Origin of the sequence: Rhodococcoides navarretei (assembly GCF_038069675.1) — a bacterium.
In the GTDB taxonomy this organism is placed as follows: domain Bacteria; phylum Actinomycetota; class Actinomycetes; order Mycobacteriales; family Mycobacteriaceae; genus Rhodococcoides; species Rhodococcoides navarretei.
Map to the genome: position 1 here is coordinate 1,834,935 of NZ_JBBPCN010000001.1, position 25,893 is coordinate 1,860,827.

At 65.7% G+C, this 25,893-nt stretch carries 21 protein-coding genes and 2 tRNA genes; 14 read left to right on the forward strand and 9 right to left on the reverse strand.

What is annotated here, in order from left to right; genetic code table 11:
• The first annotated feature begins 17 nt into the window (after nucleotides 1-17).
• The 7 genes from aosR (at nucleotide 18) to AABD04_RS08905 (ending at nucleotide 5,466) form a co-directional block, all read left to right on the forward strand.
• Nucleotides 18-587 (forward strand): oxidative stress transcriptional regulator AosR, encoded by a 570-nt coding sequence (gene aosR, locus AABD04_RS08875; protein ID WP_335742565.1) that lies wholly within the window; start codon nucleotides 18-20, stop codon nucleotides 585-587.
• 9 nt (nucleotides 588-596) lie between these two features.
• Complete coding sequence (locus AABD04_RS08880) at nucleotides 597-1,670, forward strand: P1 family peptidase (protein WP_341440926.1); 1,074 nt, start codon at nucleotides 597-599, stop codon at nucleotides 1,668-1,670.
• Between the two features lie 68 nt (nucleotides 1,671-1,738).
• Nucleotides 1,739-2,368, forward strand: a complete 630-nt coding sequence (locus tag AABD04_RS08885; protein WP_341440927.1) for a rhomboid family intramembrane serine protease — start codon at nucleotides 1,739-1,741, stop codon at nucleotides 2,366-2,368.
• A 112-nt stretch (nucleotides 2,369-2,480) separates the two neighbouring features.
• Entirely contained in the window at nucleotides 2,481-3,239 is a 759-nt protein-coding gene (locus tag AABD04_RS08890) for a cyclic nucleotide-degrading phosphodiesterase (RefSeq protein ID WP_179276143.1), read from the forward strand.
• A gap of 21 nt (nucleotides 3,240-3,260) precedes the next feature.
• Nucleotides 3,261-4,046, forward strand: a complete 786-nt coding sequence (gene rph, locus AABD04_RS08895) for a ribonuclease PH (protein WP_243594178.1) — start codon at nucleotides 3,261-3,263, stop codon at nucleotides 4,044-4,046.
• On the forward strand, nucleotides 4,039-4,653 hold the full coding sequence (gene rdgB / locus AABD04_RS08900) for an RdgB/HAM1 family non-canonical purine NTP pyrophosphatase (protein WP_341440928.1): 615 nt from the start codon (nucleotides 4,039-4,041) through the stop codon (nucleotides 4,651-4,653). The genes rph and rdgB overlap by 8 nt, the downstream gene beginning before the upstream one ends.
• A 15-nt stretch (nucleotides 4,654-4,668) precedes the next feature.
• Entirely contained in the window at nucleotides 4,669-5,466 is a 798-nt protein-coding gene (locus tag AABD04_RS08905; protein ID WP_341440929.1) for an esterase/lipase family protein, read from the forward strand.
• A 2-nt stretch (nucleotides 5,467-5,468) separates the two neighbouring features.
• Here AABD04_RS08905 and AABD04_RS08910 read toward each other — a convergent pair whose 3' ends face one another.
• The 4 genes from AABD04_RS08910 to AABD04_RS08925 form a co-directional block, all read right to left on the reverse strand.
• On the reverse strand, nucleotides 5,469-5,822 hold the full coding sequence (locus AABD04_RS08910) for a DUF3817 domain-containing protein (RefSeq protein WP_341440930.1): 354 nt from the start codon (nucleotides 5,820-5,822) through the stop codon (nucleotides 5,469-5,471).
• On the reverse strand, nucleotides 5,819-6,220 hold the full coding sequence (locus tag AABD04_RS08915) for a transcriptional regulator (protein ID WP_341440931.1): 402 nt from the start codon (nucleotides 6,218-6,220) through the stop codon (nucleotides 5,819-5,821). Before AABD04_RS08915 ends, AABD04_RS08910 begins: the two co-directional genes overlap by 4 nt.
• 89 nt (nucleotides 6,221-6,309) lie before the next feature.
• Nucleotides 6,310-6,969 carry a maleylpyruvate isomerase family mycothiol-dependent enzyme gene (locus tag AABD04_RS08920; RefSeq protein ID WP_341440932.1) on the reverse strand — a complete coding sequence of 220 codons (660 nt, stop codon included), beginning with the start codon at nucleotides 6,967-6,969 and terminating at the stop codon, nucleotides 6,310-6,312.
• Nucleotides 6,970-7,031: 62 nt separating this feature from the next.
• A tRNA-Leu gene (locus tag AABD04_RS08925) sits at nucleotides 7,032-7,116 on the reverse strand.
• An 83-nt stretch (nucleotides 7,117-7,199) separates the two neighbouring features.
• Here AABD04_RS08925 and AABD04_RS08930 point away from each other — a divergent pair.
• Nucleotides 7,200-7,988, forward strand: coding sequence for a TetR/AcrR family transcriptional regulator (locus AABD04_RS08930; RefSeq protein ID WP_341440933.1), 789 nt, complete (start codon nucleotides 7,200-7,202; stop codon nucleotides 7,986-7,988).
• Here AABD04_RS08930 and AABD04_RS08935 read toward each other — a convergent pair.
• Nucleotides 7,955-8,686, reverse strand: a complete 732-nt coding sequence (locus AABD04_RS08935; RefSeq protein ID WP_341440934.1) for a hypothetical protein — start codon at nucleotides 8,684-8,686, stop codon at nucleotides 7,955-7,957. The two genes, AABD04_RS08930 and AABD04_RS08935, sit on opposite strands and share 34 nt — an antisense overlap.
• A gap of 435 nt (nucleotides 8,687-9,121) precedes the next feature.
• Here AABD04_RS08935 and AABD04_RS08940 point away from each other — a divergent pair, with 435 nt between their 5' ends.
• Nucleotides 9,122-18,421 (forward strand): fatty acid synthase subunit beta domain-containing protein, encoded by a 9,300-nt coding sequence (locus AABD04_RS08940; RefSeq protein ID WP_341440935.1) that lies wholly within the window; start codon nucleotides 9,122-9,124, stop codon nucleotides 18,419-18,421.
• Nucleotides 18,421-18,813 carry a holo-ACP synthase AcpS gene (gene acpS / locus AABD04_RS08945; RefSeq protein ID WP_008715184.1) on the forward strand — a complete coding sequence of 131 codons (393 nt, stop codon included), beginning with the start codon at nucleotides 18,421-18,423 and terminating at the stop codon, nucleotides 18,811-18,813. The genes AABD04_RS08940 and acpS overlap by 1 nt, the downstream gene beginning before the upstream one ends.
• Nucleotides 18,814-18,890: 77 nt before the next feature.
• On the opposite strand, the gene AABD04_RS08950 is transcribed toward acpS, so the two are convergent.
• A complete protein-coding gene (locus tag AABD04_RS08950) occupies nucleotides 18,891-19,532 on the reverse strand; it encodes a TetR/AcrR family transcriptional regulator (RefSeq protein WP_279393272.1) in 642 nt (213 codons plus the stop codon).
• Between the two features lie 349 nt (nucleotides 19,533-19,881).
• On the opposite strand from AABD04_RS08950, the gene AABD04_RS08955 reads away from it, so the two are divergent.
• A complete protein-coding gene (locus tag AABD04_RS08955) occupies nucleotides 19,882-21,192 on the forward strand; it encodes a hypothetical protein (RefSeq protein WP_341440936.1) in 1,311 nt (436 codons plus the stop codon).
• A gap of 61 nt (nucleotides 21,193-21,253) precedes the next feature.
• Nucleotides 21,254-22,633, forward strand: a complete 1,380-nt coding sequence (locus tag AABD04_RS08960; RefSeq protein ID WP_341440937.1) for a dipeptidase — start codon at nucleotides 21,254-21,256, stop codon at nucleotides 22,631-22,633.
• On the opposite strand, the gene bcp is transcribed toward AABD04_RS08960, so the two are convergent.
• Nucleotides 22,622-23,095, reverse strand: coding sequence for a thioredoxin-dependent thiol peroxidase (gene bcp / locus AABD04_RS08965; RefSeq protein WP_341440938.1), 474 nt, complete (start codon nucleotides 23,093-23,095; stop codon nucleotides 22,622-22,624). The genes AABD04_RS08960 and bcp overlap by 12 nt on opposite strands.
• A 77-nt stretch (nucleotides 23,096-23,172) precedes the next feature.
• Between bcp and AABD04_RS08970 the strand changes: the two genes are divergently transcribed.
• The gene (locus tag AABD04_RS08970; RefSeq protein ID WP_032375974.1) at nucleotides 23,173-23,394 is read left to right on the forward strand and encodes a DUF3618 domain-containing protein; all 222 of its coding nucleotides are present in this window, start codon (nucleotides 23,173-23,175) and stop codon (nucleotides 23,392-23,394) included.
• 92 nt (nucleotides 23,395-23,486) lie between these two features.
• A tRNA-Lys gene (locus tag AABD04_RS08975) sits at nucleotides 23,487-23,560 on the forward strand.
• A gap of 664 nt (nucleotides 23,561-24,224) precedes the next feature.
• On the opposite strand, the gene AABD04_RS08980 is transcribed toward AABD04_RS08975, so the two are convergent.
• Nucleotides 24,225-25,289, reverse strand: a complete 1,065-nt coding sequence (locus AABD04_RS08980; RefSeq protein ID WP_341440939.1) for a hypothetical protein — start codon at nucleotides 25,287-25,289, stop codon at nucleotides 24,225-24,227.
• Nucleotides 25,290-25,334: 45 nt separating this feature from the next.
• Nucleotides 25,335-25,847 carry a hypothetical protein gene (locus AABD04_RS08985; RefSeq protein ID WP_341440940.1) on the reverse strand — a complete coding sequence of 171 codons (513 nt, stop codon included), beginning with the start codon at nucleotides 25,845-25,847 and terminating at the stop codon, nucleotides 25,335-25,337.
• Nucleotides 25,848-25,893: the final 46 nt, after the last annotated feature.

A 25,893-nucleotide genomic window follows, 5' to 3' on the forward strand; every position in this document is an offset into this window, starting at 1 on the left:
TAAGGACATCAGCAACAGTGCGCACGTGGACGAGACGTAATTCGTTGTCCGGGGTCAAGATCAAATCCGAGATCGATGCTCGTGAGGCCGCCGTGCTCCGGTCGCTCGTCGGCTCCGTTCTCGGATTGCTGCGCGACCGCTCCGCCGCCGCCCCCACCGACGAGCTCGCCGCGCTGACCGGTCTGCGTACGGGCCACAACAGTCCGCCCGAGGATGCCGCGCTGGCGCGGTTGCTGCCGGACTTCCATCGCGCCGACCCGGGCCGCGACGAAGAAGATCCGGCCGACCTCAACGGTGCGCTGCGCGGACTTCACGAACCCGAGATCATCGACGAGAAGATGGCCGCGGGATCGATGATCCTGGCCACGCTGCCCGAATCCGGTGGCAAGATCGTGCTGACCCAGGAGCAAGCGGACGCATGGTTGACCGGACTCAACGACGTGAGGCTGGCGCTCGGCACGACGCTGGGGATCGATGCGGACACACCCGACGTCCTCGACGAGGGTGATCCTCGTGCTCCACATCTCGATGTCTACCACTGGCTGACCTGGATGCAGGATTCACTCGTACAGGTCCTCACTCCCTAGGACGCCCGCGTGCCCGCTGCCTTCCAGACGCCCGGACCACGGGACAGTTTGACCGACGTCGCAGGTCTGCTGGTCGGTCATCATCACGAACTCGACGACGCCACGATGGGATCCGGTTCGGCCACCGGGTGCACCGTGGTGCGCGCCCTCGGAGGTGCGACGGCCGCCGTCGACGTCCGCGGCGGCGGGCCGGGAACACGCGAGACCGACCTGCTCGATCCGAGCCACTCCGTCCAGCACGTCAACGCGATCCTGCTGACCGCGGGGAGCGCCTACGGGCTCGCGGCCGCCGACGGTGTCATGCGGTGGCTGGAAGAACACGGCCAGGGCATTCCGATGGGCAGTCCCGACCACGTCGTTCCGATAGTGCCGGCGGCGGTGATCTTCGACCTTCCGGTCGGCGACTGGGCAGCGCGTCCGACGGCAGAGTTCGGCTATCTTGCCGCGGCAGCGGCGGCGACCGAATTCGCGACGGGATCGGTCGGTGCGGGTGTCGGTGCCCGCGCCGGCGTGCTCAAGGGTGGTGTCGGTACCGCCAGCACGGTGATCGAGGGCGGCCCTGCCGACGGGGTGACCGTCGCTGCGCTGATGGTCGCCAATCCGGTCGGCGCAGTGTTCGACCCACGCACCGGTCTGCTGTGGGGTGTCGGCACGCTCGGGCCTGCGGCGTTCGGCATGCGCACGCCCGACGTGAACCAGCTGTGGGCCGCGCTGGCCCTCGAACCCAAGGGCACTGCCCTGAACACCACGATCGGGGTCGTCGCCACCGATGCCGCGTTGTCGTCGGCGTCGTGCAAGCGGATTGCCGTTGCCGGTCACGATGGTCTGGCACGGGCCATTCGACCCGCACACTCGCCACTCGACGGCGACACGATCTTCGCCGTGTCCACCGGCACCAGACCCGTCACCGCAGAGTCCACGGTGCCCGCGGCGTTCTCGGCGGAACTTCCGGTACTGGCCGCGGTCACCGAGGCCGCAGCGATCGTCGTCGAAAAAGCAATCGTCCGGGCCCTGCTCGACGCCACCTCGGTGGCGGGCATCCCCACGTACCGCCAGATCTTCGCGTCCGCGTTCGGCGTATAGGGAGCTTGAGCGCAGCTCACGTGATACCTCTGCCCGGTACCGTGGAGGTACCGAATCCGGAGGCGATCATGAGCGAGATCAGTAACCGTCCAGCCGAGCGTGAGCGGCCGATCTGGATGCAGGCCGCCATGCTGGTGGGAGCTTTCACCGTGCTGCTGTGGGTCATCGAGTTCATCGATGTGGCCAGCGGATCGAGACTCGAACGCAACGGCATCGAGCCGCGCTCGATCGAGGGGTTGTGGGGCATTCTGTTCGCGCCCGTGTTGCACGACGACTGGCAGCATCTGATCGCGAACACCGTGCCCATCGTCGTGCTCGGATTTCTGGTGTTGCTGTCCGGACTCGCGCGCGGTCTGGCTGCCACCGGGATCATCTGGGTGGTCGGCGGATTCGGCACCTGGCTCATCGCCGGTTCCTACACGAACACGATCGGCGCGTCGATTCTGATCTTCGGCTTCATCGCGTACCTACTGGTTCGAGGGTTCTTCACCCGCAAGCTCGGGCAACTCGCGATCGGCGTCGTGGTGTTCGTGCTGTACGGCAGCGCGCTGTGGGGTGTGCTCCCCAGCGAACCGAACGTCTCGTGGCAGGGGCATCTGTTCGGCGCGGTGGGCGGAGTGGTTGCAGCTCGACTGCTCTCGGCCGACGCCAGAGCCGAGCGAGCGCGCGCGAAATCGCTCGATCGGCCCACTCCGTAGTCACGAGGTAACTGCAGACACATCTGTGGTCGGCGGTGAATTTCGCCGACTCGCGCTGTGAATACTGCCCGAACGTTTCGAGTGACGCACTCGGCGTGGCAGCATGGCTTTCATGCGAATTACCGTCCTGGGATGTTCGGGCAGTGTGTCCGGACCCGATTCGCCCGCGTCGGGCTACTTGCTGGAAGAAGAGGAGACCTCTCCGGTCGTCCTCGACTTCGGTCCGGGCGTTCTCGGGGCGTTGCAGCGCTACGCCGACCCGGGCGATGTGAGCGTTCTGCTCTCGCATCTACACGCCGATCACTGCCTCGACGTTCCGGGTCTGCTGGTGTGGCGTCGCTACCATCCCTCTCCGCCGGAGGGGCGCGCGATCGTCTACGGACCGAAGGACACAGCGTTCCGGCTCGGAGTGGCCTCGGCCGAGTGCGGTGGCCAGATCGACGACATGTCCGACACGATCGATCTGCGTCGCTGGGTGGACGGGCGCACCGTCGAATTCGGCAAGCTCTCGATTCTGACTCGGCAGGTGTTCCACCCGCCGGAGTCGTACGGCATGCGAGTCACCACGGGCGCGGGCCGCACGTTCGCCTACAGCGGCGACACGGGAATGTGTCAGGCGGTTCGGGATCTGGCACACGGGGCAGACGTGTTCCTGTGCGAGGCGTCGTGGACCGACAGTCCGGAGCGACCCGAGGGCGTGCATCTGTCCGGAACCGAAGCCGGCCGAATCGCTCGCGAGGCCGGAGTCGGGGAATTGTTGCTCACCCACATCCCGCCGTGGACGTCCCGCGAGGACGTCATCGCCGAGGCCAAAGCGGAGTTCAGCGGACCGGTTCATGCCGTTCTTCCGGGGGACGTATTCACCGTCTGAGGACGCGCTAGGCTTCGAGTCGTGTCCAGACGAGAAGACGGCAGAGCGGACGACGAGCTCCGCAACATCAAGATCACCCGCGGATTCACCAGTCACCCGGCAGGGTCGGTGCTGGTCGAGTTCGGCAATACCAGGGTGATGTGCACGGCCAGCGTCGAGGAGGGCGTCCCGCGCTGGCGGAAGGGATCCGGCCTCGGTTGGCTCACCGCGGAGTACGCGATGCTCCCGGCCGCGACGCACACCCGCAACGGTCGCGAATCCGTCAAGGGCAAGGTCGGCGGACGAACGCAGGAAATCTCCCGCTTGGTAGGACGTTCGCTGCGTGCCTGCATCGACCTCGCCGCCATCGGTGAGAACACCATCGCACTCGACTGCGACGTGCTGCAGGCCGACGGTGGTACCCGAACCGCAGCTGTCACCGGGGCGTTCGTGGCGCTCAACGATGCGGTCACCTACTTGCGTGCAGCAGGACGACTGGCCGATCCGCAGCCCATCTCGTGCATGATCGCCGCGGTCAGCGTTGGCGTCGTCGACGGTCGAGTGCGTCTCGATCTGCCCTACGAAGAAGACTCACGCGCCGAGGTCGACATGAACGTCGTCGCCACCGACACCGGCACGCTGGTGGAAATCCAGGGAACCGGAGAGGGCGCGACGTTCCCACGCACCACCCTCGACAAACTGCTCGACTCCGCATTCGTCGGTATCGAGAAGTTGTTCGACGTGCAGAGGGAAGCTCTGGCGTTGCCGTACCCCGGCGATCTGCCCGAGCCCGCGGCCGCGGAATCGAAGAAGAAGTTCGGTGCCTGATACCAAGCTTCTGGTAGCAAGCCGGAACGCGAAGAAGCTGCGCGAACTCCGGCGGGTGCTCGATGCCGCCGGAGTGGTCGGAATCGAACTGGTCGGCCTCGACGAGGTGCCGCCGTTCCCGGAGGCTCCCGAGACCGGAGCGACCTTCGAGGACAATGCGTTGGCCAAGGCGCGCGACGGCGCGGCGGCCACCGGATTGCCCTGTGTGGCAGACGATTCCGGTATCGAAATCGATGCCCTGAACGCGATGCCCGGAGTGCTGTCGGCACGCTGGTCCGGTACACACGGGCAGGACGAGGCCAATACCGCGTTGGTTCTGGCGCAGCTGAGCGACACCCCGGACGAGCGTCGCGGAGCCGCCTTCGTCTCGGCGTGTGCCCTGGTGATTCCCGGCGGCACCGAGACCGTGGTCCGCGGCGAGTGGCGCGGTGCGGTTGCCCGAGAGTCACACGGGGAGAACGGCTTCGGTTACGACCCCATCTTCGTGCCCGAGGGGGACGGCCGCAGCGCAGCACAGCTGAGTCCCGAGGAGAAGGACGCCGCCTCGCATCGTGGTCGCGCGCTACGCACGCTGATTCCGGCGCTCGAAGAACTGGCAGGGACGTAGCTCGTGGTTGCGCGCGTGATTCTGAGGCGTACTGCGGTGGTGATCGCCGCCGCCGCGGTGTGCCTGGCGGGTACGCCTGCCTCGGCGGCACCTGTGTCAGGCTCCTTCGTCGAGGCTTTCGCCTACTCGATCGCGCACCCGGGAGTGACGCCTGCCGGCTCGAACGACTTCTCGTGCGTTCCGAGCGCGCAGCATCCCGAGCCGGTGGTGCTGGTGCACGGATTCCTGGAGAACTCCTACGCCAACTGGGCATCCCTGTCGCCGAAGCTGGCCGCTGCCGGATACTGCGTGTTCGCGATCGACTACGGCAACACCGGACCGGTTCAGGCTCTCGGTGCGCTCGAACCCATCCCCGAGAGTGCTGCGGAACTGTCGACGTTCGTCGATTCCGTGCTCGCGGCGACGGGCGCGCAGAAGGTGTCGATCGTGGGCCACTCGAAGGGCGGCACGGTTCCGCGCTACTACGCCCGTTTCCTCGGTGGAGACCGCACCGTGGCGCGGATCGTGGCGTTGTCGCCGCCGAACTACCCGACGGCAGGTCCGCCGGTGCAGGACGACGTGCTCGAGCGACTGAACGAGGGGAGCGACACCGTCTCGGGAATCGACTACACCACGATCGTCACCCGATACGACCAGGTCGTCGTTCCGTACACGGCCTCGCTGCTCAGCGGAGCGGGAAACACGAACGTGGTGCTGCAGGACGTGTGTCCGTCCAATGCCGTCGAGCACACGGGAATTTCGTACGATCCGCTGGCTCAGCGGCTGGTGCAGAACGCATTGGATCCGGCGAACGCGCAGCCGATCGGCTGCTGACGTCAGACGGCGAAGTCGGCTTTGACCTGCTCGGTGCGCTTGTGCTCGACGTAGAAGGACAGGAACGGGATGGTCCCGGCGAGCAGTGTGCCGATCGTGCGGGCGGCGGGCCACCGAACCTTGATGGCGAGATCCACCGTGAGCACGAGGTACACGAGGTAGACCCAACCGTGCACGACGGCAATCCAATTGGGCACGTTCTCGACCTCGAAGATGTACTTCGCGACCATCTCGGTCACGAGAACGAGCAGCCAGATGCCAGTGGCGTACGCCAGAACGCGGTAACGCAGCAGCGCGGACGCGATCTTCCGATTCTTGTCGGTGGACGCCTGTGTCTTGTCCGGTGCCGAACTCACGTGGTGCTCCTGTCGGTCCCGCGGGATTCGTTCAGCTCCGCGAGGTAGTTGTTGTACTCGAGTAGTTGCCTGGCCTCGGGGTCGTCGAGGTCCGCAGCGTCGGTTGCCGGGGCACCCCGCTGGGGGAGCAGGTCGAGCGGCACCTCGGTGGGCCCGTCGGGCCGAGCCGCCGCCGCCTCCTCGGGGTCCTCGTCCTCGAGGCGGACGAACTTGCGGTAGGCATAGACCACGAACACAGCGAACAGGGGCCATTGGAACGCGTAGCCGAGGTTCTGGCCGTTGCCATCGACTGCCTCGAAGCGTTCCCATTGCCACCAGCCGAGGCCCAGGCACACCGCCGCGGACACGATGACCAGCGCGATCAGTGCTGGCCGACGGTTCGGGCGGGATGACGTCACCCCTCGACGGTACCGGAGGTACTACTACTGGAGGTAGTCGCGTGCTGCGGCCCGGCGGTGATTCTCACCATGGACGGTTCGGGTGCGACTCACGCTCGACGACGGTTCGCCCGTGCTCGGGCGAGTTGCTCGGCTCCGGGGCCGGTGACGTCGGCGAGAGCGCTGCTGCGCCCCGTCAGCACCAGCGCCAGGGTGCCGGCCGATCCCTCGATGAGGGGTCCTTCGCCGCGACTCCAGTCCAGATCGGTTGCTCGCCACTGCAGTCGAAGCTCTGGACCTTTGAATGGTGCTGCGCCGCTCGCGGGCACCAGGAAATCGAGCATCGTGATCATGCGGTGGTCGGGAACATGGTGCTCGATTCCCAGCGGCCTGCACACGTCCAACCCGTGCACGATGACATCGGACAAGGGGGCCAACGGACCGTGGCCGGGCGGGGTGAACTTCTTGTCTGCGTGAGCTGTCAGGAGCGCGGGTAATTCGTCGCCGTGCTTGCGCCTCACACGCTGGGTCATCAGCTCATTGGCCCGGTCGAAGTTGCCTCGGGTACGTGCCATGGCAAGGCCGAATTGCCAGAGCGGGACGATCAACGGGACCACCAGATGGGCGGCGACGTCGCGCACCGTCCAGGCCTCGCACAGCGATGGGGTGTCCCATTGATCGGGGGTCAATGCATCGAGAGTTCTTGCGAGAGAACATCTCTCGTCCGAAATCTCGGCGAAGATCGCGTCGTTGTCAGGGTTTCTGGACATTCGAGCCGCCTTCACACGTCGGAACCTGCAGAAGTCTGGAGAAAAGCCGGGTCGAACGACCGTGGTGCGCGAGGGGGGACTTGAACCCCCACGTCCTGAGACACTGGAACCTAAATCCAGCGCGTCTGCCAATTCCGCCACTCGCGCGTGCCGGTGAAGTCTACAACCGATGCTCCGGTGCGCGCGACGCGGTTCTTCGAGCCAGGTCGACCTCCGATTAGGCTCGCCGGGTGGTGAAGAAGGAGAACTCGTTCGACCCAGCGCGCATCCTCGAGTTGCTGTGGCGAGTCGATGCCAAGCCGAGTCGAACCGGACTGAGCGTGGATGCGATCGTCGACGCCGCGATCGAACTGGCCGATGCGAGCGGTCTGGACTCGGTATCGATGCGGAACGTGGCAGAGCATCTCGGTGTCGGTGCGATGTCGCTCTACACGCACGTGCCGGGCCGGGAAGAGTTGGCCGATCTGATGATCGATCGAGCACTCGCGGGCCTCTATTCGGACGTCGACGAGCCGTCCTCCGTCGCCGGCGGCTGGCGTCCTGCTCTGCGGTTCGTCGCCGAGCGCAATTGGTCTCTGTACCAACGGCATTCGTGGCTACTGGAAGCAGAGGGGGCACGCCCTGTGCTCGGTCCGCACACCAACGACAAGTACGAGGCAGAGTTGCGCGCCCTTGTCGGCATCGGCCTGGACGACGTCGAGATCGATTCCGTTCTCACGTTGGTTCTGACCCACGTCTCCGGTACCGCGCGAGCCCTCGCAGGCGTGAGGCGTGTGAAGGAGCAGTCGGGCCTGACCGATGCCCAGTGGTGGTCGGCCACGGCTCCGATCCTCGAACGGGTGATGGACCGCGAACGCTTTCCGGTGTCGTCTCGGGTCGGGACGGCCGCGGCGACGTCGTACGACGCCGCCAGCGACCCCGTGCACGCCTACCGGTTCGGGTTGGAGTGCATTCTCGACGGTGTGGAGGCGCTGATGTCGCGCACTCAGCCCACCGACCGGAGCGCTGCCCCGGAGTGACGCCGCTTGGGCCTGCGCAACTTGTGCTGGTATCGCCATACGGCATGCTCGAGTGAGGCGAGGTCGGTGCCGAGTGCGTTCGCTGCCGCGGTGAGGATCACAGGGGAGCGGTCTTCGGCGATTCCGGCGGCGAGGTTCTGATGGAGGGGTTCGAGTGCGTCGGCGACGAAGGAGTTCAGATGTGCGGCCGCTGCGTCGGTGCGCACCCCGAGATGCATGAGCATGCATTCCCAGGTGGTCTCGCCGAGACCGGGAATCGCGCAGAACGCCTCGAATTGTTGCTCGGTGTGCTGCTCGAAGTCGCTCGATCGGCTCAGCCCCACCGCCACCAGCGTCTGTGCTGCCACGGCTGCAGCTGCTGCCTTGGTTCGGCTGTTGCCCGGAACGAACTGACGGTTGGACAGAATTTCGACGAGTACGTCAGGATCCGAATTCAGTTCGGCGAGCGTTGTCAAATCATCGAGTCGGTTGTCGCCACGATGCGATCGCCATCGCGCGAGCACTGCGCGGACCCCGCTGCTGGGTCCGCCGTAGGGTGCGCGAGCAGAGAAGATCGCATCGAGTAACGCGACCTCGCTCTCGCCGCGCCATCCGGGCGTCCAGTGCGGCGAACGTGATTGTGACGCAACAGATTCGATATGCGTCAGCACTGCGTTCAGTTCGTTCTCGGTGCAGATATCTGTAACCGATGAATACATGAATTCCCCCCGGAGTTCGTCGACCACTCTCCCGAGGAGTGGTTCGATCGCTCACGGTAGAGGGCGTCACCGACATGCTTTGCGGATGACAAACTGTGCTCGACATCACATCACGAAAAGATAACGAAAAATGCGAGGGTTTCCTCATGTTTTTCGCTACCGGGCGATGCTCTCGCCAGCGTGGATACGGGTTACCGGCGGGTCGGGTAAACAAAAAGTAAAGCCGCTTTTAGTGGCGTACTCGCTGGTAGCACTCGGACGTCCGAGCAAACCTGAGGATTTCCTCATGATTTTGTGTCAACCTTGAGCAGCGCGGAAGAGATCTGTCGACGAGGACCGGCTCACCGCTTCGCCCATGTAGCCCACGACGCACCCGGGCGGCCATTACAGCGAACGCCCCGACCCCCGAGGCGTCCACGAGAGGAATCTTCAGCCTTGACGATCAACGAGAGCACACCATCACACGGACGAGGCTCGCGAAGCACCGGCAACGCAGACAAATCCCCTAGAAGCAATGGCGGCTCTCGGACTCTGGCAGATCGTTTCGCCGCGGGCGAGCCGTACGCACTGGCCTTCGGTGGCCAGGGTGCACCGTGGCTCAGCTCCCTCGAAGAACTCGCTCGCGACTCCGCACTCGAGCCCGAACTGACCGATCTGGTCAACGAGGCTGCAGCCACTCTTGCGCCCGTTGCCGACGAGCTGCTGGTCGTCCGGTCTGTCGGCTTCGATCCGATCGCCTGGATGCTCGAGCAGGACCTCGCCGACGACGACACCGTCGGTTCGTACGGCCCGTCCGAGGCTGCACTGACCTCCGCTGCCGTCTCGCTTCCCGGAGTGTTCCTCACTCAGGTCGCAGCACTGCGCGCGCTGAAGCTGCAGGGACTCGATCCCGCCCAGACCCCGCCGGTCAAGGTGGTCGGACACTCGCAGGGGCTCATCGCCGCCGAATCCGTCGCAGCCGACGGCGCACAGGACGCGAGCTTCCTCGCGATCGCCCAGCTCGTGGGTGCTGCTGCAGGCCTGGTCGGCCGCCGCCGCGGCATCATCGGTGCCGGTGACCGCGCGCCGATGGTCTCGGTCGCCAACGTCGAACCCGCACGACTGCAGGCGATCATCGCCGATCTCGCAATCGATGGAGCGCCGGAGCGATCCGCCGCCCTCGCCATCCGCAACGGCCGTCGTCGCGTCGTACTCTCGGGACCGCCGGCCCAGCTCGCCCGCGTGCAGGAGAAGTGCGAGCAGATCGCTGCCGAGGAAGAGCGTGACCGTGACGCGAAGAAGCGCGGCGGTGCCGTGTTCGCTCCGGTCTTCGAGCAACTTCCCGTCGAGATCGGTTTCCATCACCCAGCCCTGGAAGACGCGGTCGAACTCGTCAGCGCGTGGGCACAGCGGTGTGGACTCGACGTCGAGCTCGCTCGCGGCCTCGCACAGAAGATCCTCGTGGACTCCGTGGATTGGGTCGACGCCATCGACGGTGTCGTCGACGCAGGTGCCGACTGGATCCTCGATCTCGGCCCGGGCGACCTGCTCACCCGCATGACCACTCCGGCGCTGCGTGGACAGGGCGTGGGCATCATCGCCGCGTCTTCTCGCGGGGGCCACCGGAATCTGCTCACCCCGGGAGCTGCACCCGAGGTTCAGCCCGCATGGTCGGCGTTCGCACCTACCCCGGTCACGTTGCCCGACGGCCGCGTCGTGGTCGAGACGTCCTTCACCAAGATGACCGGACGTTCACCGATCCTGCTGGCCGGCATGACGCCGACCACGGTCGACGCCAAGATCGTCGCCGCAGCTGCCAACGCAGGCCACTGGGCCGAGCTCGCCGGTGGCGGCCAGGTCACCGAGGACATCTTCACCGATCGTGTCGCCGAGCTGTCCACTTTGCTGGAGCCCGGCCGCGCCATCCAGTTCAACTCGCTGTTCCTCGATCCCTACCTGTGGAAGCTGCAGCTCGGCGGACGCCGCATCGTGCAGCGCGCTCGCGCAGCAGGTGCAGCCATCGACGGCGTCGTGGTCACCGCGGGCATCCCGGAACTCGACGAGGCAGTGGCCCTCATCGAAGAGCTGTCCGAGGCAGGCATCAGCTACGTCTCGTTCAAGCCCGGCACCGTCGCGCAGATTCGCGCCGTCATCCGCATCGCCAACGAGGTTCCGTCCTACCAGGTCAACGTGCACATCGAGGGCGGCCGCGCAGGCGGACACCACTCGTGGGAAGACCTCGACGACCTGCTGCTGACCACCTACGCGGAGCTGCGGTCACGGCCCAACCTCGTGGTCTGCGTCGGCGGCGGCATCGGCACCCCCGAGCGCGCAGCGGAATACCTCACCGGAACCTGGTCGGCAGTGCACGGCTACCCCAAGATGCCGCTCGACGGCATCCTCGTCGGCACCGCTGCCATGGCCACCCTCGAAGCCACCACGGCTCCCGAGGTCAAGCAGCTGCTCGTCGACACACCCGGAACCCCCGACTGGGTCGGTGCCGGTACCGCCAACGGCGGAATGGCCTCGGGTCGCAGCCAGCTCGGTGCCGACATCCACGAGATCGACAATGCGGCATCGCGGTGCGGTCGACTGCTCGACGAGGTCGCCGGCAACGCCGACGCCGTGGCCGAGCGTCGTGAGGAAATCATTGCCGCACTCGACGGCACCGCCAAGCCGTTCTTCGGTGACGTAGCCGAGATGACGTACCAGCAATGGCTCGCTCGCTACCTCGACCTCGCCATCGGAACCGACTCGCGCAGCGACTTCGATTGCGGCGGTGAGTTCACCGATGCCGTGTCCGAGGCACGCGAATCGGTGTGGCTCGATGTCACCTGGCGTACCCGCTATCTGGAGATGCTCCAGCGCGCCGAGGCTCGGCTGCACCCGGTCGATCGCGGACCCATCCCCACCTTGTTCGCCGACGCCGAGGTTCTCGAGCGTCCGCGCGCAGCACTGAAGTCTCTGCTCGCGCAGTTCCCCGACGCCGCCGACGTGGTGCTGCACCCGGCCGACATCACCTTCTTCACCTCGCTGTGCCGCATGCCAGGCAAGCCGGTCAACTTCGTCCCCGTCGTCGACGGTGACGTGCGCCGCTGGTGGCGCAGCGACTCGCTGTGGCAGGCACACGACGCTCGTTACTCGGCCGATCAGGTCTGCGTCATCCCCGGAACCGTTGCCGTCGCAGGCATCACCCGCGTGGACGAGCCGGTCGGCGAACTGCTGAACCGATTCGAGAAGGCCACTGCGGACCAGCTTCTCGCCGAGGGCATCGAGCCCGCGGCCATCGCGAGCCGTCGCCACGCCGAGATCGCGCCCGGACTGCTGGGCATCGTGCTGGCAGCTCCCGACGTCACCTGGGCCTCGCGGATGACGCAGAACCCCGTTGCACGCCTCGGCGATCCAGCCGACTGGACCGTCGATTCCGATTCGGTTGCCTCGCATCCGCAGACCGGCTCCTCGCTGACCGTGCTCGATGCCGAGCACGTGGAGCTGCTGGTTCCGCTCGCTCCGGGCAAGGAAGTGCGCATCCGTCTGACGGTGCCTTCCTCCACGATCGACGGCGGCGCTCCCGTCGTCACCGCACAGGACGCCCAGCAGGCCATGTCGGCTCTGCTCGGAGTTGCTGCCGGCCAAGAGCTTCCGGCCGTCAAGAGCGGTGTCGCACGGCTGAACATCGCGTGGATCCCCGACCTGATCGCCGACCACGCAGGCGTCACCGGATCCGGACTGCCGGACTCGCTGACCGTCAGCGGGAAGGCGGTTCCCGACGTTCTGGTCGGTGCCTGCTGGCCCGCCGTGTTCGCCGTGCTCGGTGCAACCAGAACTGCAGATGGCATCGACGTCATCGAAGGCATGCTCGATCTGGTGCACCTCGATCACAGCGTCAACCTGGTCGGCGAATTGCCTACTGAAACCTCGATTCTCGTCGTCAAGGCGGCTGCCGGAGAGGTGCTCGACACCGACCTCGGTCGCGTCGTCGAGGTCACCGTCGAGATCGGTGCCATGCTCGGCGAGGGGCTCGATGCTCCCGCCGTCGCAACTCTCGTGGAGCGCTTCGCCATTCGTGGACGCACCGGCAAGGGCGAGCTCGTCGACCCGGCTCGTGCAGGCGGCTCCGTCGGTGCCGACGCCAAGGACACCCCGCGTCGTCGCCGTCGTCAGGCCACCATCGTGGCCCCGCGCAACATGGCTGCGTTCGCTCAGGTCTCGGGTGACCACAACCCGATTCACACCTCCGACGCCGCGGCGATGCTCGCCGGTCTCGGCAGCCCGATCGTGCACGGCATGTGGCTCTCGGCCGCAGCACAGCAGACGGTCACCGCAGTCGACCACGCGGACACCAAGATTCCGCCGCGTCGCCTTACCGCCTGGACGGCACGCTTCCTCGGCATGGTTCGCCCCGGAGCCGAGATCGACGTTCGCGTCGATCGGACCGGATTCGACCAGGGTGCCGAACTGATCGAGGTCTCCTGCCGTGTCGCAGGAGAACTGGTCATGGTCGCCACTGCTCGAACCGCAGCGCCGAAGACCGTCTACGCCTTCCCCGGCCAGGGCATCCAGCGCCCGGGTATGGGACTGGACGCACGGGCTCGGTCGAAGGCCGCCCGCAAGGTGTGGGAGCGTGCCGACAAGCACACCCGCAGCGCACTCGGATTCTCCATTCTCGCTGTGGTGCGCGACAATCCGACAACCCTCAAGGCACGCGGCGTCACGCACAAGCATCCGGACGGGGTGCTGCACCTGACCCAGTTCACCCAGGTCGCGATGGCCGTTCTCGGTGTCGCACAGGTTGCCGAACTGCGTGAATCCGGTGCGTTCGTGGAGAACTCCATCCTCGCCGGCCACTCGGTGGGTGAGTACAACGCACTCGCCGCCGTCGCCGGTGTGCTTCCCCTCGAAGCCGTCCTCGAGGTCGTCTTCCAGCGTGGCTCGGCCATGCACGCACTCGTTCCCCGTGACGAGAACGGCCGCAGCGACTACCGCATGGCCGCCATTCGCCCGTCGCAGATCGGCCTGGCCGACGAGGACGTGCAGGGCTTCGTCGCCGGTGTCGCAGCAGAATCCGGTGAGTTCCTCGAAATCGTCAACCTCAACCTGCGCGGTTCGCAGTACGCCATCGCAGGTACGGTCGCCGGTCTCGGCGAGCTCGAGAAGAAGATCGCCATTCGCCGGGCAGAGTTCGGTGGCAAGGCCGCCTACATCATGGTTCCCGGCATCGACGTGCCGTTCCACTCCACGGTGCTGCGCGGGGGCGTCGACGACTTCCGAAACCGCCTCCAGACCTTGCTGCCCGAGCAGCTCGATCCGGCGATCCTGGTGGGGCGCTACATCCCCAACCTGGTGCCCAAGCCGTTCTCGCTGAAGCGTGAATTCGCGCAGGAAATCGCCGATCTCGTGCCGTCCGAGCCGCTGAACACCGTTCTCGCGGACTTCGATTCGTGGGCCGCACGACCGAGCGATCTGTGTCGGGTGATTCTGACCGAGCTGCTGGCATGGCAGTTCGCCAGCCCGGTGCGCTGGATCGAGACCCAGGACCTGCTGTTCGCAGACGAGTCCGATGGCGGCATGGGCGTCGAGCGCTTCGTCGAGATCGGCCTCGGTGCAACGCCGACCGTCGCCAACCTCGCGTCGCAGACCCTCAAGCTGCCGGGTCGCTTCGGCCACCCGGTCGAGGTACTCAACCTCGAGCGTGAGGCCGCGATCGTCTACGGCACCGACATCGACCCGGCTCCGGCCGACGAGGAAGAGTCGACGCCCGTGGAATCTGCCGCTCCGGTAGCAGCTTCGGCACCTGCCGCGGCTCCCGCTCCGGCCGCAGCACCGTCCGGCGGACCTCGCCCCGACGACATCGCGTTCGTCGCGGCCGACGCGACCAAGATCCTCATCGGGCTGTGGACCAAACTGCAGCTCGATCAGATCGGGCCCGCCGACACCATCGAGGCACTGTGCGACGGCGTGTCCTCACGCCGTAATCAGCTGCTCGTCGACCTCGGTTCCGAGCTCTCGCTCGGTGCCATCGACGGTGCCGCCGATGCCGACATGGGCGCGCTCTCGGGCACGGTCAACAAGCTGGCTCGTACGTACAAGCCGTTCGGTCCGGTGCTCAGCGACTCCATCAACGACCACCTCCGCAAGGTCTTCGGCCCCTCGGGTCGACGCCCGGCCTCGATCGCCGATCGCGTCAAGAAGACCTGGGAACTGGGCGACGGCTGGGCGCACCACGTCACCGCCGAGGTCGCCCTCGGTACCCGTGACGGTGCTTCGGTCCGTGGTGGCGCGCTCGGCGGTCTGGCCGACGGCGCTCTTGCCGACGGCACTGCCGTCGACAACGTCATCGACGCAGCGGTTGCCTCGGTTGCCGCTCGTCGCGGAATCGCTGTGTCGATGCCGCAGGCAGGCGGTGGAGCCGGTGGAACCGTCGACGCTGCTGCTCTCGGTGAGTTCACCGAGCACATCACCGGCCGCGACGGCGTTCTCGCCTCCGCAGCCCGGTTGGTGCTCGAGCAGCTCGGACTGGCGGATGCACCCAACGCACTGCTGGCCGAGGATCCCGACGCCGCTCTGGTGGAGCTGGTCTCGGCCGAGCTGGGATCCGACTGGCCTCGCCTCGTCGCCCCCGCGTTCGACGCCAAGCGCGCCGTCCTGATCGACGACCGGTGGGCCACCGCCCGTGAGGACCTGGCCCGGTTGTGGCTCGGTACCGCAGGCGATATCGCTGTCGAGTCCTTCGCCGGCGCAGGCAATGCCGTTGCGTCGCAGGCACAGTGGTGGAAGGCCAAGGCCGACTACGAGAACAAGACGGTCCTGGCCGAAACCTTCGGACGCATCGCGGACATCGCGGTCGCGTCCGAGGACAAGGGCCAGTGGACCGATGAGGTCGCAGTCGTCACCGGCGGCAGCAAAGGCTCCATCGCAGCTGCGGTGACAGCCAAGCTGCTGGCCGGGGGAGCGACGGTCTTCGTCACCACCTCCAGGCTCGACGACGAGCGGCTCGGCTTCTACCGCTCGCTGTACCGCGACAACGCACGCAGCGGAGCGTCGCTGTGGGTGGTTCCGGCCAACATCGCGTCGTACACCGACGTCGATGCACTCATCGAGTGGATCGGCAGCGACTTCATCGACACTGCCGGTGGCGCAAAGACTCTGGTCAAGGCCGGCGTCACACCGACAATGCTGTTCCCGTTCGCCGCACCCCGGGTCATGGGCGAGATGTCCGACGCCGGAGCTCGCGCCGAGATGGAAATGCGCGTGCTGCTCTGGTCGGTCGAGCGTCTGATCACCGGACTGTCGAAGGTCGGCTACGACACCGACATCGACACCCACCTGCACGTGGTGCTGCCGGGATCGCCGAACCGCGGAATGTTCGGTGGCGACGGTGCCTACGGCGAGTCCAAGGCTGCACTCGATGCGGTTGTCGCCAAGTGGGGCTCGGAGAAGAACTGGGCCGAGCGGGTGTCTATCGCCCACGCTCACATCGGGTGGGTGCGCGGCACCGGCCTGATGGGTGGCAACGATCCCATCGTCGAGGCCGTCGAGGCCGAGGGTGTGCGCACCTGGTCGACCGAGGAGATGGCGACCGAGCTGCTTCAGCTGTGCACACCTGCCGCTCGCCGTCAGGCTGCGCAGGAGCCCATCGTCGCCGATCTCACGGGTGGCTTGGCCAACACCAAGCTCAACCTCGTCGAGCTCGCTCGGGATGCAGCTGCGGCCGCTGCCGAGAAGACCGAAGAGGCAGTGGACAACTCGGTGATCGCGGCACTGCCCGCACCGCCGCGGCTGTCGACGTCGACCACCGCTCCGGCCTGGCCGACACTCGATGTGGACCCGAAGGACCTGGTCGTCATCGTCGGTGCAGGCGAGCTCGGACCGTACGGTTCGGCGCGTACCCGCTTCGAGATGGAGGTCGACGAGCAGCTCTCTGCCGCAGGCGTTCTCGAACTCGCATGGAACACCGGCCTCATCGCTTGGGAGAACGATCCCAAGCCGGGTTGGTACGACATCGAGTCCGGTGACCTGGTGCCGGAGGAGGACATCGCCGACAAGTACCACGACATCGTGGTCGAGAAGTGCGGTATCCGCACCTACGGCGACGACGGCGCGATGGTCGGCAACACCGCTCCGCTGATGACCTCGATCTTCCTCGACAACGACCTCACGTTCGTGGTCGGAACCGAGATCGATGCCCGGTCGTTCGCGGCAGCGGATCCCGAGCACACGCTGATCACGCCGGTCCCGGATTCGAGCGACTGGCAGGTCACCCGCAAGGCGGGCACCGAGATTCGCGTCCCGCGCAAGATGAAGCTCACCCGCACCGTGGGTGGACAGATTCCGACCGGATTCGATCCCACCAAGTGGGGCATCTCGCCCGACATGGCCAGCTCGGTCGACCGAGTTGCCCTGTGGAACATCGTCACCACGGTCGACGCGTTCATCTCCTCGGGCTTCAATCCGTCGGAACTGATGCGCTGGGTGCACCCCACGCTGGTGGCCAACACACAGGGCACCGGCATGGGCGGCATGGAATCCATGCGCTCGCTGTACATCGACACCCTGCTCGGTGATGCTCGTGCGAACGACATCCTGCAGGAGGCTCTGCCGAACGTCGTTGCCGCGCACGTGGTTCAGTCGTACATCGGTAGCTACGGCGCGATGGTTCACCCCGTCGCTGCCTGTGCCACCGCTGCAGTCTCGGTCGAGGAAGGCGTCGACAAGATCAAGCTGGGCAAGGCGCAGCTCGTGGTCGCCGGCGGCTTCGACGACCTGAGCACCGAGGGCATCATCGGCTTCGGTGACATGTCGGCCACTGCCGACTCCGCAGCGATGACCGCCAAGGGCATCAGCGATCGCCGGTTCTCGCGAGCCAACGATCGCAGACGCGGTGGATTCGTCGAATCCCACGGCGGCGGAACGATTCTGCTCGCTCGCGGCGACCTGGCACTCGAGATGGGCCTACCGGTCCTCGGAGTGGTGGCCTACGCACAGTCGTACGGCGACGGAGTGCACACGTCCATCCCGGCTCCGGGACTCGGCGCGCTCAGTGCCGGTCGCGGCGGCAAGGATTCGGCGCTCGCGCTCTCGCTCAACGCGCTCGGCGTCAGTGCAGACGATGTGGCCGTGATCTCCAAGCACGACACCTCCACCGCAGCGAACGACCCGAACGAGGCGGAACTGCACACCCGCCTCGCCAAGGCCATCGGCCGTTCGGACGGCGCTCCGCTGTTCGTCGTCTCGCAGAAGAGCCTCACCGGACACTCGAAGGGCGGAGCGGCTGCCTGGCAGCTGATCGGCCTGTGCCAGGTGCTGGCCAACGGAGTCATCCCGCCGAACCGCAGCCTGGACTGCGTCGACGACAAGATGACCGCGTTCGAGCACCTGGTGTGGGCACGGGAGCCGCTGCGCTTCGGCGACTCGGTGCCGCTCAAGGCAGGTCTGCTCACCTCGCTGGGCTTCGGGCACGTGTCCGGACTCATCGCGCTGGTGCACCCGCAGGCATTCCTCGAGGCCGTTCCGGCGGATCGACGTGCCGCGTACATCGCCAAGGCGAACGAGCGGCGCATCGCCGGTCAGCGCAGGCTGATCTCCGCGATGGTGGGAGGAGATTCCCTCTACGAGCGGCCCGACGATCGGCGGCTCGGACATGACGGGACGCCGTCCACGGCGTCACGCGAACTGGAGGCACACGTGTTGCTCAACGAGTCCGCTCGCCTCGGCGAGGACGATGTCTACTCCTCCGGTCTGCCGGGTGCCATCTGATGGCGATCCTGGGAGTGGGTTTCGACCTGGTGACGGTGTCCGACTTCGCCGAGCAGATGGAGAAGGTCGGCACGACGATGATCCGCGACAGCTTCACCGCGGGCGAGCGCCGCCATGCCGCAACGAAGAGTTCCGATCCGACCCGCCACTACGCAGCACGGTGGGCCGCCAAGGAAGCAGTGCTGAAGGCATGGGCGACATCACGATTCGCTCGGCCGCCGCAGATCGGTGACAACCCGTATCCGTTGATCGAGGTCGTCAACGATGCGTGGGGCCGGCCGTCCATCAAGTTGCACGGCATGGCGCAAGAGTTCCTGCCGACGGTGAAGATCCATCTGTCGCTGACGCACGACGGCGACATCGCCGCCGCGGTGGCGATTCTGGAGGAGTGAGTTCGCTCCGAAAACGAGTCAGGCCCGTCCGATCCAGGTGATCGGGCGGGCCTGTCGTTTGTGCGGGGTCGGGTTGGTCAGGCTCGCTCGGTATCGCTCGCCGAGCCGCCGGAGCGCCTGCTCTCTTTCTCGGCGACGAGCAGATACGCCATCATGATGCGTTTGAGCTCGGCGACGGCGTCCTCGTGGCTCTGGCCGTCCTGCACCGAGAAATTGAGCATCGAGTAGACGATGTGCACCAACACCTGAGCCATCAGGTTGCGTCGGTGCCGGGGTGTGCGTGGAGTGAGTGGACCGAGCATGCGTGAGACCTGGTCGGCGAATTCTCGCTCGTGGATCACTCCGGTCGCGCGTGTCGAGGGCGTCGACTGCATGGCGAGCCACACTTCACGGCGCGAGGGATCGGTCATCCACATGCCGGCCATATGGTCGACGAAGTTGTTGAGGAACCGCACCCAGTCCAGGGACGGGACCTCGCCGTCGAACTCGGCGAGCTCTTGCTGGACGCCGACGAGGTCCTGCCGATTGAGCTCACAGACGATGACGTACTTGTTGGCGAAGAATTGGTAGAGCGTCCCGATCGGGAGTTCGGCTCGTGACGCGACTTCCTCGCAGGTGAAGGACTCGAACCCCACGTCGCTGAGCAACTCGCGGGAAGCCTGAAGCAATGCGTCGAACTTGCGTTGGCTGCGTTCCTGCGTGGGACGCCGCCGCGGCATGAGCTCCTGAGTCTGTGCCGTCGACTCGAGCGCGGCGTCGAGACGGCGCGAGGACTGGGCACGAGCAGAGGATTCCACCCGGTCAGGCTATCCGGCGCAGGTGCTCGGTATCCACAACTGGGTCCGACACGCGCGCCACGGCTGGAGGTCTCGGAAGTAAACCTGGGTTCGACGACAATTTCTCGTTCCCCATACTGTGACAAACTCCAAGCCCGATCCGGACCGATTTAACCGTCAACAGGTATGGTTTGGTAGAGAGAATCAAATTCCGTGCAGGGTGATCGTTATTCGGAACAACCGAATGACGTTCATGGTCGGGTGCCTCCACCCTGAGCACAGGGAGACTGCCATGGCAACCATTGGTGTAGCGATCGAATCTGGCTCGATGCAGACAGTTCTACTCGAGCCGACCTCGGGCGTGGTGCTGGCCGACCGGACCGCCCCTCTCGATCCCGACGTGGCCTCCGTATTGGCGACTGCGATCGAGACCATGCGCGCCGAGGCCGCGGCGCTCGACACCGACGTGGACGCAGTAGGCGTGGTGTACCGAACCGAGGACGAGCGCGCCGAGTTCGCAGCCACGCTGGTCGACGAGCCCGTAGTTCTGTCCTCCGCGGCCGAGTCGTTCCTCGGTTGGCTCGAGCGCTCGAAGGAATTCGCCGACGCGAAGACCGTGCTGCTGTATTACATGGGGGGCACGGGTGTCTCGATATCTCTCGCCGACGCAGCCGAAGCCTCGCTCACCCCGACCAAGACCACTGCGCTGGACTCGATGTCGCCCGAGCGCATTGGCAGCACCATCCCGCTGGCATGGGAAGTGGTCGATCAGTCCGGCAAGAAGCCCGAGTTCGTGGCGCTGTTCGGCGACTCGTCGAGCAATCGCGATCTCCTGGACATCCTGTCGCTCGGACTCGGCGTCCCCGTCGTGCGCGTGAGTCACGCGGACCAGGTCGCAGCGCGAGGAGCTGCGCTGCTGGCGCACGAGGGCGAGTCGGTGGCAGTGAGTACAGCGCCAGTGGCCGCGGATTCGGAGCCGGTCGAGACCGGCTACGTCGATGCCGGGTCCGAGGAGACCGTCGAGGTCGAGAAGGTTCCGGATCTCGTTGTGGTGCCAGCGCCGCTTCCGCCGTCGGCAGTGCCGCCCGTTGTGGGTGCACACCCGGCCCGGTCGGGAGGCTCGGGGCGCAAGCTCGTGTTCGCCGCTGTGCTGCTGGCCGGTGTGCTGTCCGCAGGCGTGGCCCTTGCTGCGACGTTGCCGGGTGAGTCCGAGTCGACCGCCGAGCAGAGCGTGGATCGGCGCGATGCCGGGGCGGATCTGGTGGGGGCAACCCGGCCGGCGGATCCGACGATCCCCGACCCGGTTGCGATCGCGGTTCCGCCTGCGCCGGTGATTGCGCCCCCGCCCGAGACGATTCCTCCGACAGTGGACCCATCGACAGTTGTCGAGTCTGCACCGACGACCGAGGCGTGGGCGACCCAGGATCCACCTCGCCAGGCGGTGGCGGCACCGGCGCCAACACGGGTGGACCCGCCACAGTTCACCGTTCCCGTTCCCGTTCCGGAGCCGGGCAAGTCGCCCGAACAGCTCGAGCAGGAAGCGTGGGATCGGCACTGGCAGCAGACGGGTCAGTGGTTCGAGCAGGAGTTCTCCGGCCGCTGACGGTGACGAGTGATGACAGACTGGCGAGAGCCCGTCTGTCATTTTCTCGTATGGAGGATTCATGCCCGCCGATCCGCGACCCGTCGACGTTCGATCTGCAATCGCATCGCAGATGCCCCGAGCGAAATCGGAGTTGGCAGAGCTGGTTCGATTCACTTCGGTGCACGATCCCCGGCAGTTTCCGGTCGAGGAATGCACCGGTGCGGCGCAGTGGGTGCAACGGGCCTTCGTCGACGCGGGCATTCCCGACGTCCAACTTATCGAGACGGTCGACGGCTCACTGGCCGTGGTCGGTTCGCGGCCGGCTCGCGCGGGAGCGCCGACCGTACTGCTTTACTCGCACTACGACGTTCAACCTCCAGGTGACGAAACGCTGTGGGACAGTGGACCTTTCGAGCTGACCGAACGGGACGGCCGTTGGTACGGGCGGGGTTCGGCGGACTGCAAGGGCAACGTGATCATGCATCTGCTGGCGCTACGGGCACTGGGGGAGTCGCTCGACGTCGGCGTGCGCGTTGTCTGCGAGGGTTCGGAAGAGATGGGCACCGGCGGATTGGAAGCGCTCGTGGAGCAGCGCCCCGAACTGTTCTCCGCAGACATGGTGGTCATTGCAGACACCGGCAACGCTCGCGTGGGTTCGCCGACGGTCACGACCACGCTCCGCGGCATCGCGAATGTCGTCGTGCACGTGGAAACCCTTGCCGGCGAGGTGCACTCGGGCATGTACGGTGGGCCGGCACCCGACGCGCTCGCCGCGTTGGTGCGGGTGCTCTCCACGTTGCGCAACGAACAGGGCGACACCACGATCGACGACTTGGACGGCATGCAGAACTGGGACGGGGTCGAGTACGACGCCGAGCAGTTCCGCTCCGATGCCGGGGTGCTCGACGGCGTCGGGCTGGCGGGCTCGGGCTTGGTGGCCGAGGCGGTGTGGGCGCGGCCGGCGCTGACGATTCTGGGGATCGACTGCCCACCCGTCGTGGGGTCGGCAGCGGCTATCTCACCGCGTGCGTCGGCGCGGCTCAATCTGCGGGTGCCGCCGGGAATGGATTCGCTGCGGGCTCAGGATGCGTTGGTGGCTCATCTGGAGGCGCGTACGCCATGGAATGCGCGGGTCACCGTCGAGCGTGAGGCGATCGGGTCGCCGTTTCGGGCCAGAACCGACGGGCCGGGTTACGCGGCGCTCTCCGAGGCGTTGCAGGAGGCATTCGGGCACCAGATGGGGACGGCGGGGCAGGGCGGGTCGATTCCGCTGTGCAACGCGCTGGCTCAGGTGTTGCCGGACGCCGAGATCGTGCTGATGGGCGTCGAGGAACCTCGGTGTCGGATCCACGCTCCCAACGAGAGCGTGGACCCGACGGAGATCGAGAAGATGGCCGTCGCCGAGGCGTTGTTCCTGCAGCGACTGGCCGGCTCGGGTAGTGGGGACTCAGACAGCTAGATCGCGACGGAGCTTGGCGACGTGGCCGGTGGCGCGGACGTTGTACTGCGCCACCTCGATCTTGCCGTCCTCGTCGACGAGGAACGTGGAGCGGATGACACCCTCGTAGACCTTGCCGTAGTTCTTCTTCTCCCCGAATGCGCCCCACGCCTGCAGCGTCGACTTGTCTTCGTCGGCGAGCAACGGAAACGTCAGCTCTTCTTTGTCGCGGAACTTGGCGAGCTTGGCAGGCTTGTCGGGGGAGATGCCGATGACCTCCAGGCCTTCGCCGTTGAGCTCGGCGAGGCTGTCGCGGAAGTCGCAGGCCTGCTTGGTGCAGCCCGGGGTGCTCGCAGCGGGGTAGAAGTACACGATCACCTTCTTGCCTGCATAGTCGGCGAGAGAGACGTCGTTGCCGTCGGCATCGGGCAGGGTGAACGCCGGAGCGGTGTCGCCCGGCTCGAGCTTGCTGTATTCGGTCACGGCACGAGAGTATCGAAATGTCGTCGTGCTCTAGGCTCGACTGCGACCGAGACTATTTGCAACAAGTTGGAGGACACGTGGCCAAGGACACCGACCGAATCGAGCGCGAGATCGAGGCCGCTCGCAATCAGCTCGCCAGCACGCTGGACGAGCTGAGCGTCCGTGCCAGCCCCAAGAACATCGTCGCCAACACCAAGCAGTCCGTGGTGGCCAAGCTCAACGAGCCGGCAGTGAAATTCACCCTCCTCGGAGTCGGCGCAGTGGTGGCAGTTCTCGTGGTTCGCAGGATCTTCAACTGACGCGGCAGGTGCTCCGACCAGCCGATTTCACATCTGGCGGCATCTGCTGTTAATGTTTCTCCCGCACCGCAGAGAACACGCGGTGCGGATCGGCGCCATTAGCTCAGTTGGTTAGAGCAGCTGACTCTTAATCAGCGGGTCCGGGGTTCGAATCCCTGATGGCGCACAACAGATGCCCTTGCCAGTGGAAACACCGGCGAGGGCATCTTTGTGTCGTACCCACGTGTCGAACGAGCTGTGGACGTCGACGGCTGTACCAGTGCTGACAATCGCCACGCCGAGTGAGTTCGGGGGAGCGGATCCAGTGCTCGCGCTGTTCGCTGACTGCGAGTGCGCGATCGCTGCTGTCCAAGCGACCTGATCACTTGACGCCCGAAAAACATGGTGGCCGCGTGGGTTGCCGAGCACAACAATGACACCGTCGGGCATGTCGTCCTCGTCGATAAGCTGGGTGCCCTCTTGGTGTCCCAGCTCTTCCTGATACCGGGACAACGGGGCTCACTCGTCGGAGATTCGCTGTTGTGGCAGGCACGAATTGGAGGTGAGTCGATGCTCGACGCCATCGAGCACTCCAGCAAGGCAATCGAACTGTACGAACGCACCGGCTGGACGCTGATCGATCTCGTGGACAGTGCATCCGAGATTCGCGCAGGAAAAGCGTCCCCGCGGGGACGCCTGTACAAGCGTTACCCGATCCGATGTCCTGTCCGATACTTCCGGGATCACCGTCGCAGGGAGGTCGGTATTCTGCACTCGCGTCAAGAACGCTCACAGACAATTGGCATGGGCTACACCGGCCGATTTTCTCAGTCAGCTTTCGGTAGTCGCTCTCAGGTGAGTCGCCGGACCGCCAACATTCCCACCCCACTTGCAACGAAACCGAACGAAAGCATGAGGCCGGTTTCGATGGCTTGGAATTGCCAGAACTTGTCTTCGGTGTAGTAACGGATGTCGAATCGGTCGACGCCTTGCTCGCGCATGCAGTCGTCGAATCGTGCGGCACGGTCGAGGTTGTCGAGTCGCATTCGCTCCGAACGCTCTCCGTCCGTCTCCCCGGTACGCGGACTCCAGTAGTCGTCCGGATACGGCTGCCGGCAACGATCTACTCGAGGCCTGACCTCCGCGCCGCTGGTGTCGACGTACCCGGCGTCGACTACCCACGTTCCGTCGGTGGTGTAGTACGGGTCGGGGGGATATTCCGATTCGCGATACAAGCCGCTGATCGGCTCACTCACGACGGCGGGTGATCCGTAGTGATCGCGCGCGATCCACGTGAATGCCACAGGAACGATGAACAGGAATATGAAAAAGGTAGCGAGCATGGACACGACTGTGCTGCGGAATGCCAGCACCACGGTGCTGCCGACGAGCAGCATCAGCAGCGTGTAAGCGCCCAGAACGACCCCGGCTGTTTCGAAGTGGGGGAAATCGAACAACGAGAAACTGACGGAAGGCCCATAGTCAGCGATCGAGGAATTCCGCGACAGGCCTGTGGCCCATTTCAGTGCCAAGCCCAGCCCCGTCATGGCAGCCGAGATAGGCAGGAAGACAACGACGACGGTCGCGAGGTACCACGTGATTCGACTCGCGGACTGTGTCAGCGCCAGTACATGGGTACGTGTGTCCAGTTCGCGGGCAAATGCGGGGACTCCGACGAACATCCCGAGCAGCAACGGTAGAAGCAGCGCACACAACGTCGACAAGGTCAGTGCGGTCTCCGGCCTGCACGGCCCGACATCGTTCCATCGAGAACACATTCGCAGGAACGACCAAGACATCTGCGGATAGCGTGGAACGTAGAACCCAGCCGTCAAAGTTGTCGTGATCAGGATTGCGATGGCGCTCAGCGAGATCAGCAGCGGTGTTCGGTTCAGCCGCCACGCCGAGCGCATCACGGCCGCAACCGCCGAACCATGAGCGCCGACTTCGATGCGCGTGTGTCACACAACGGCGAACCGCACTGTGTTTGCCAACGGATCGAGATATGTCGTACTCACCGCGTTGGGTGCGACGGTCATAGAACCACCACCCGACGGCATCGGAAAGGTAATTTCTCCTGTCAGCGGCTCGAACGCCCGAGAAACGAAGGGCAACAGAATCAAACGATTGCCGCTGCCCTGTCCGTTCTCTCCGACGGCAGACCAATAGTTCACGAATATCGCGTTGTGACACTCGCCGGTGAAGAAGGGAAGCCACGACACGGACACCGTCACCTGCCCCGGCTTGTCGTGCGGTGTGTGGACAGCACCTGTCAATTGTCCACTGCACGGGGCCGAGAAGTTCTCTCCCAGTGAGTAAGCCACCGGCAGAGGCGTAAATTCAGAGTGGTGCGCATGTGCCGGCACCGGCACACAGACGGTCGACGCGATGGCGGCGCCCGCGACAACCGCCGATCTCGCCGCAGTTCGCTTGATCATGATCGGCGACACTACAGGCCGGACAATTGCGGCCACCCAGTTTCTTTGGAGCCGCCGTCGAATGTCCGAACCATGGGACATG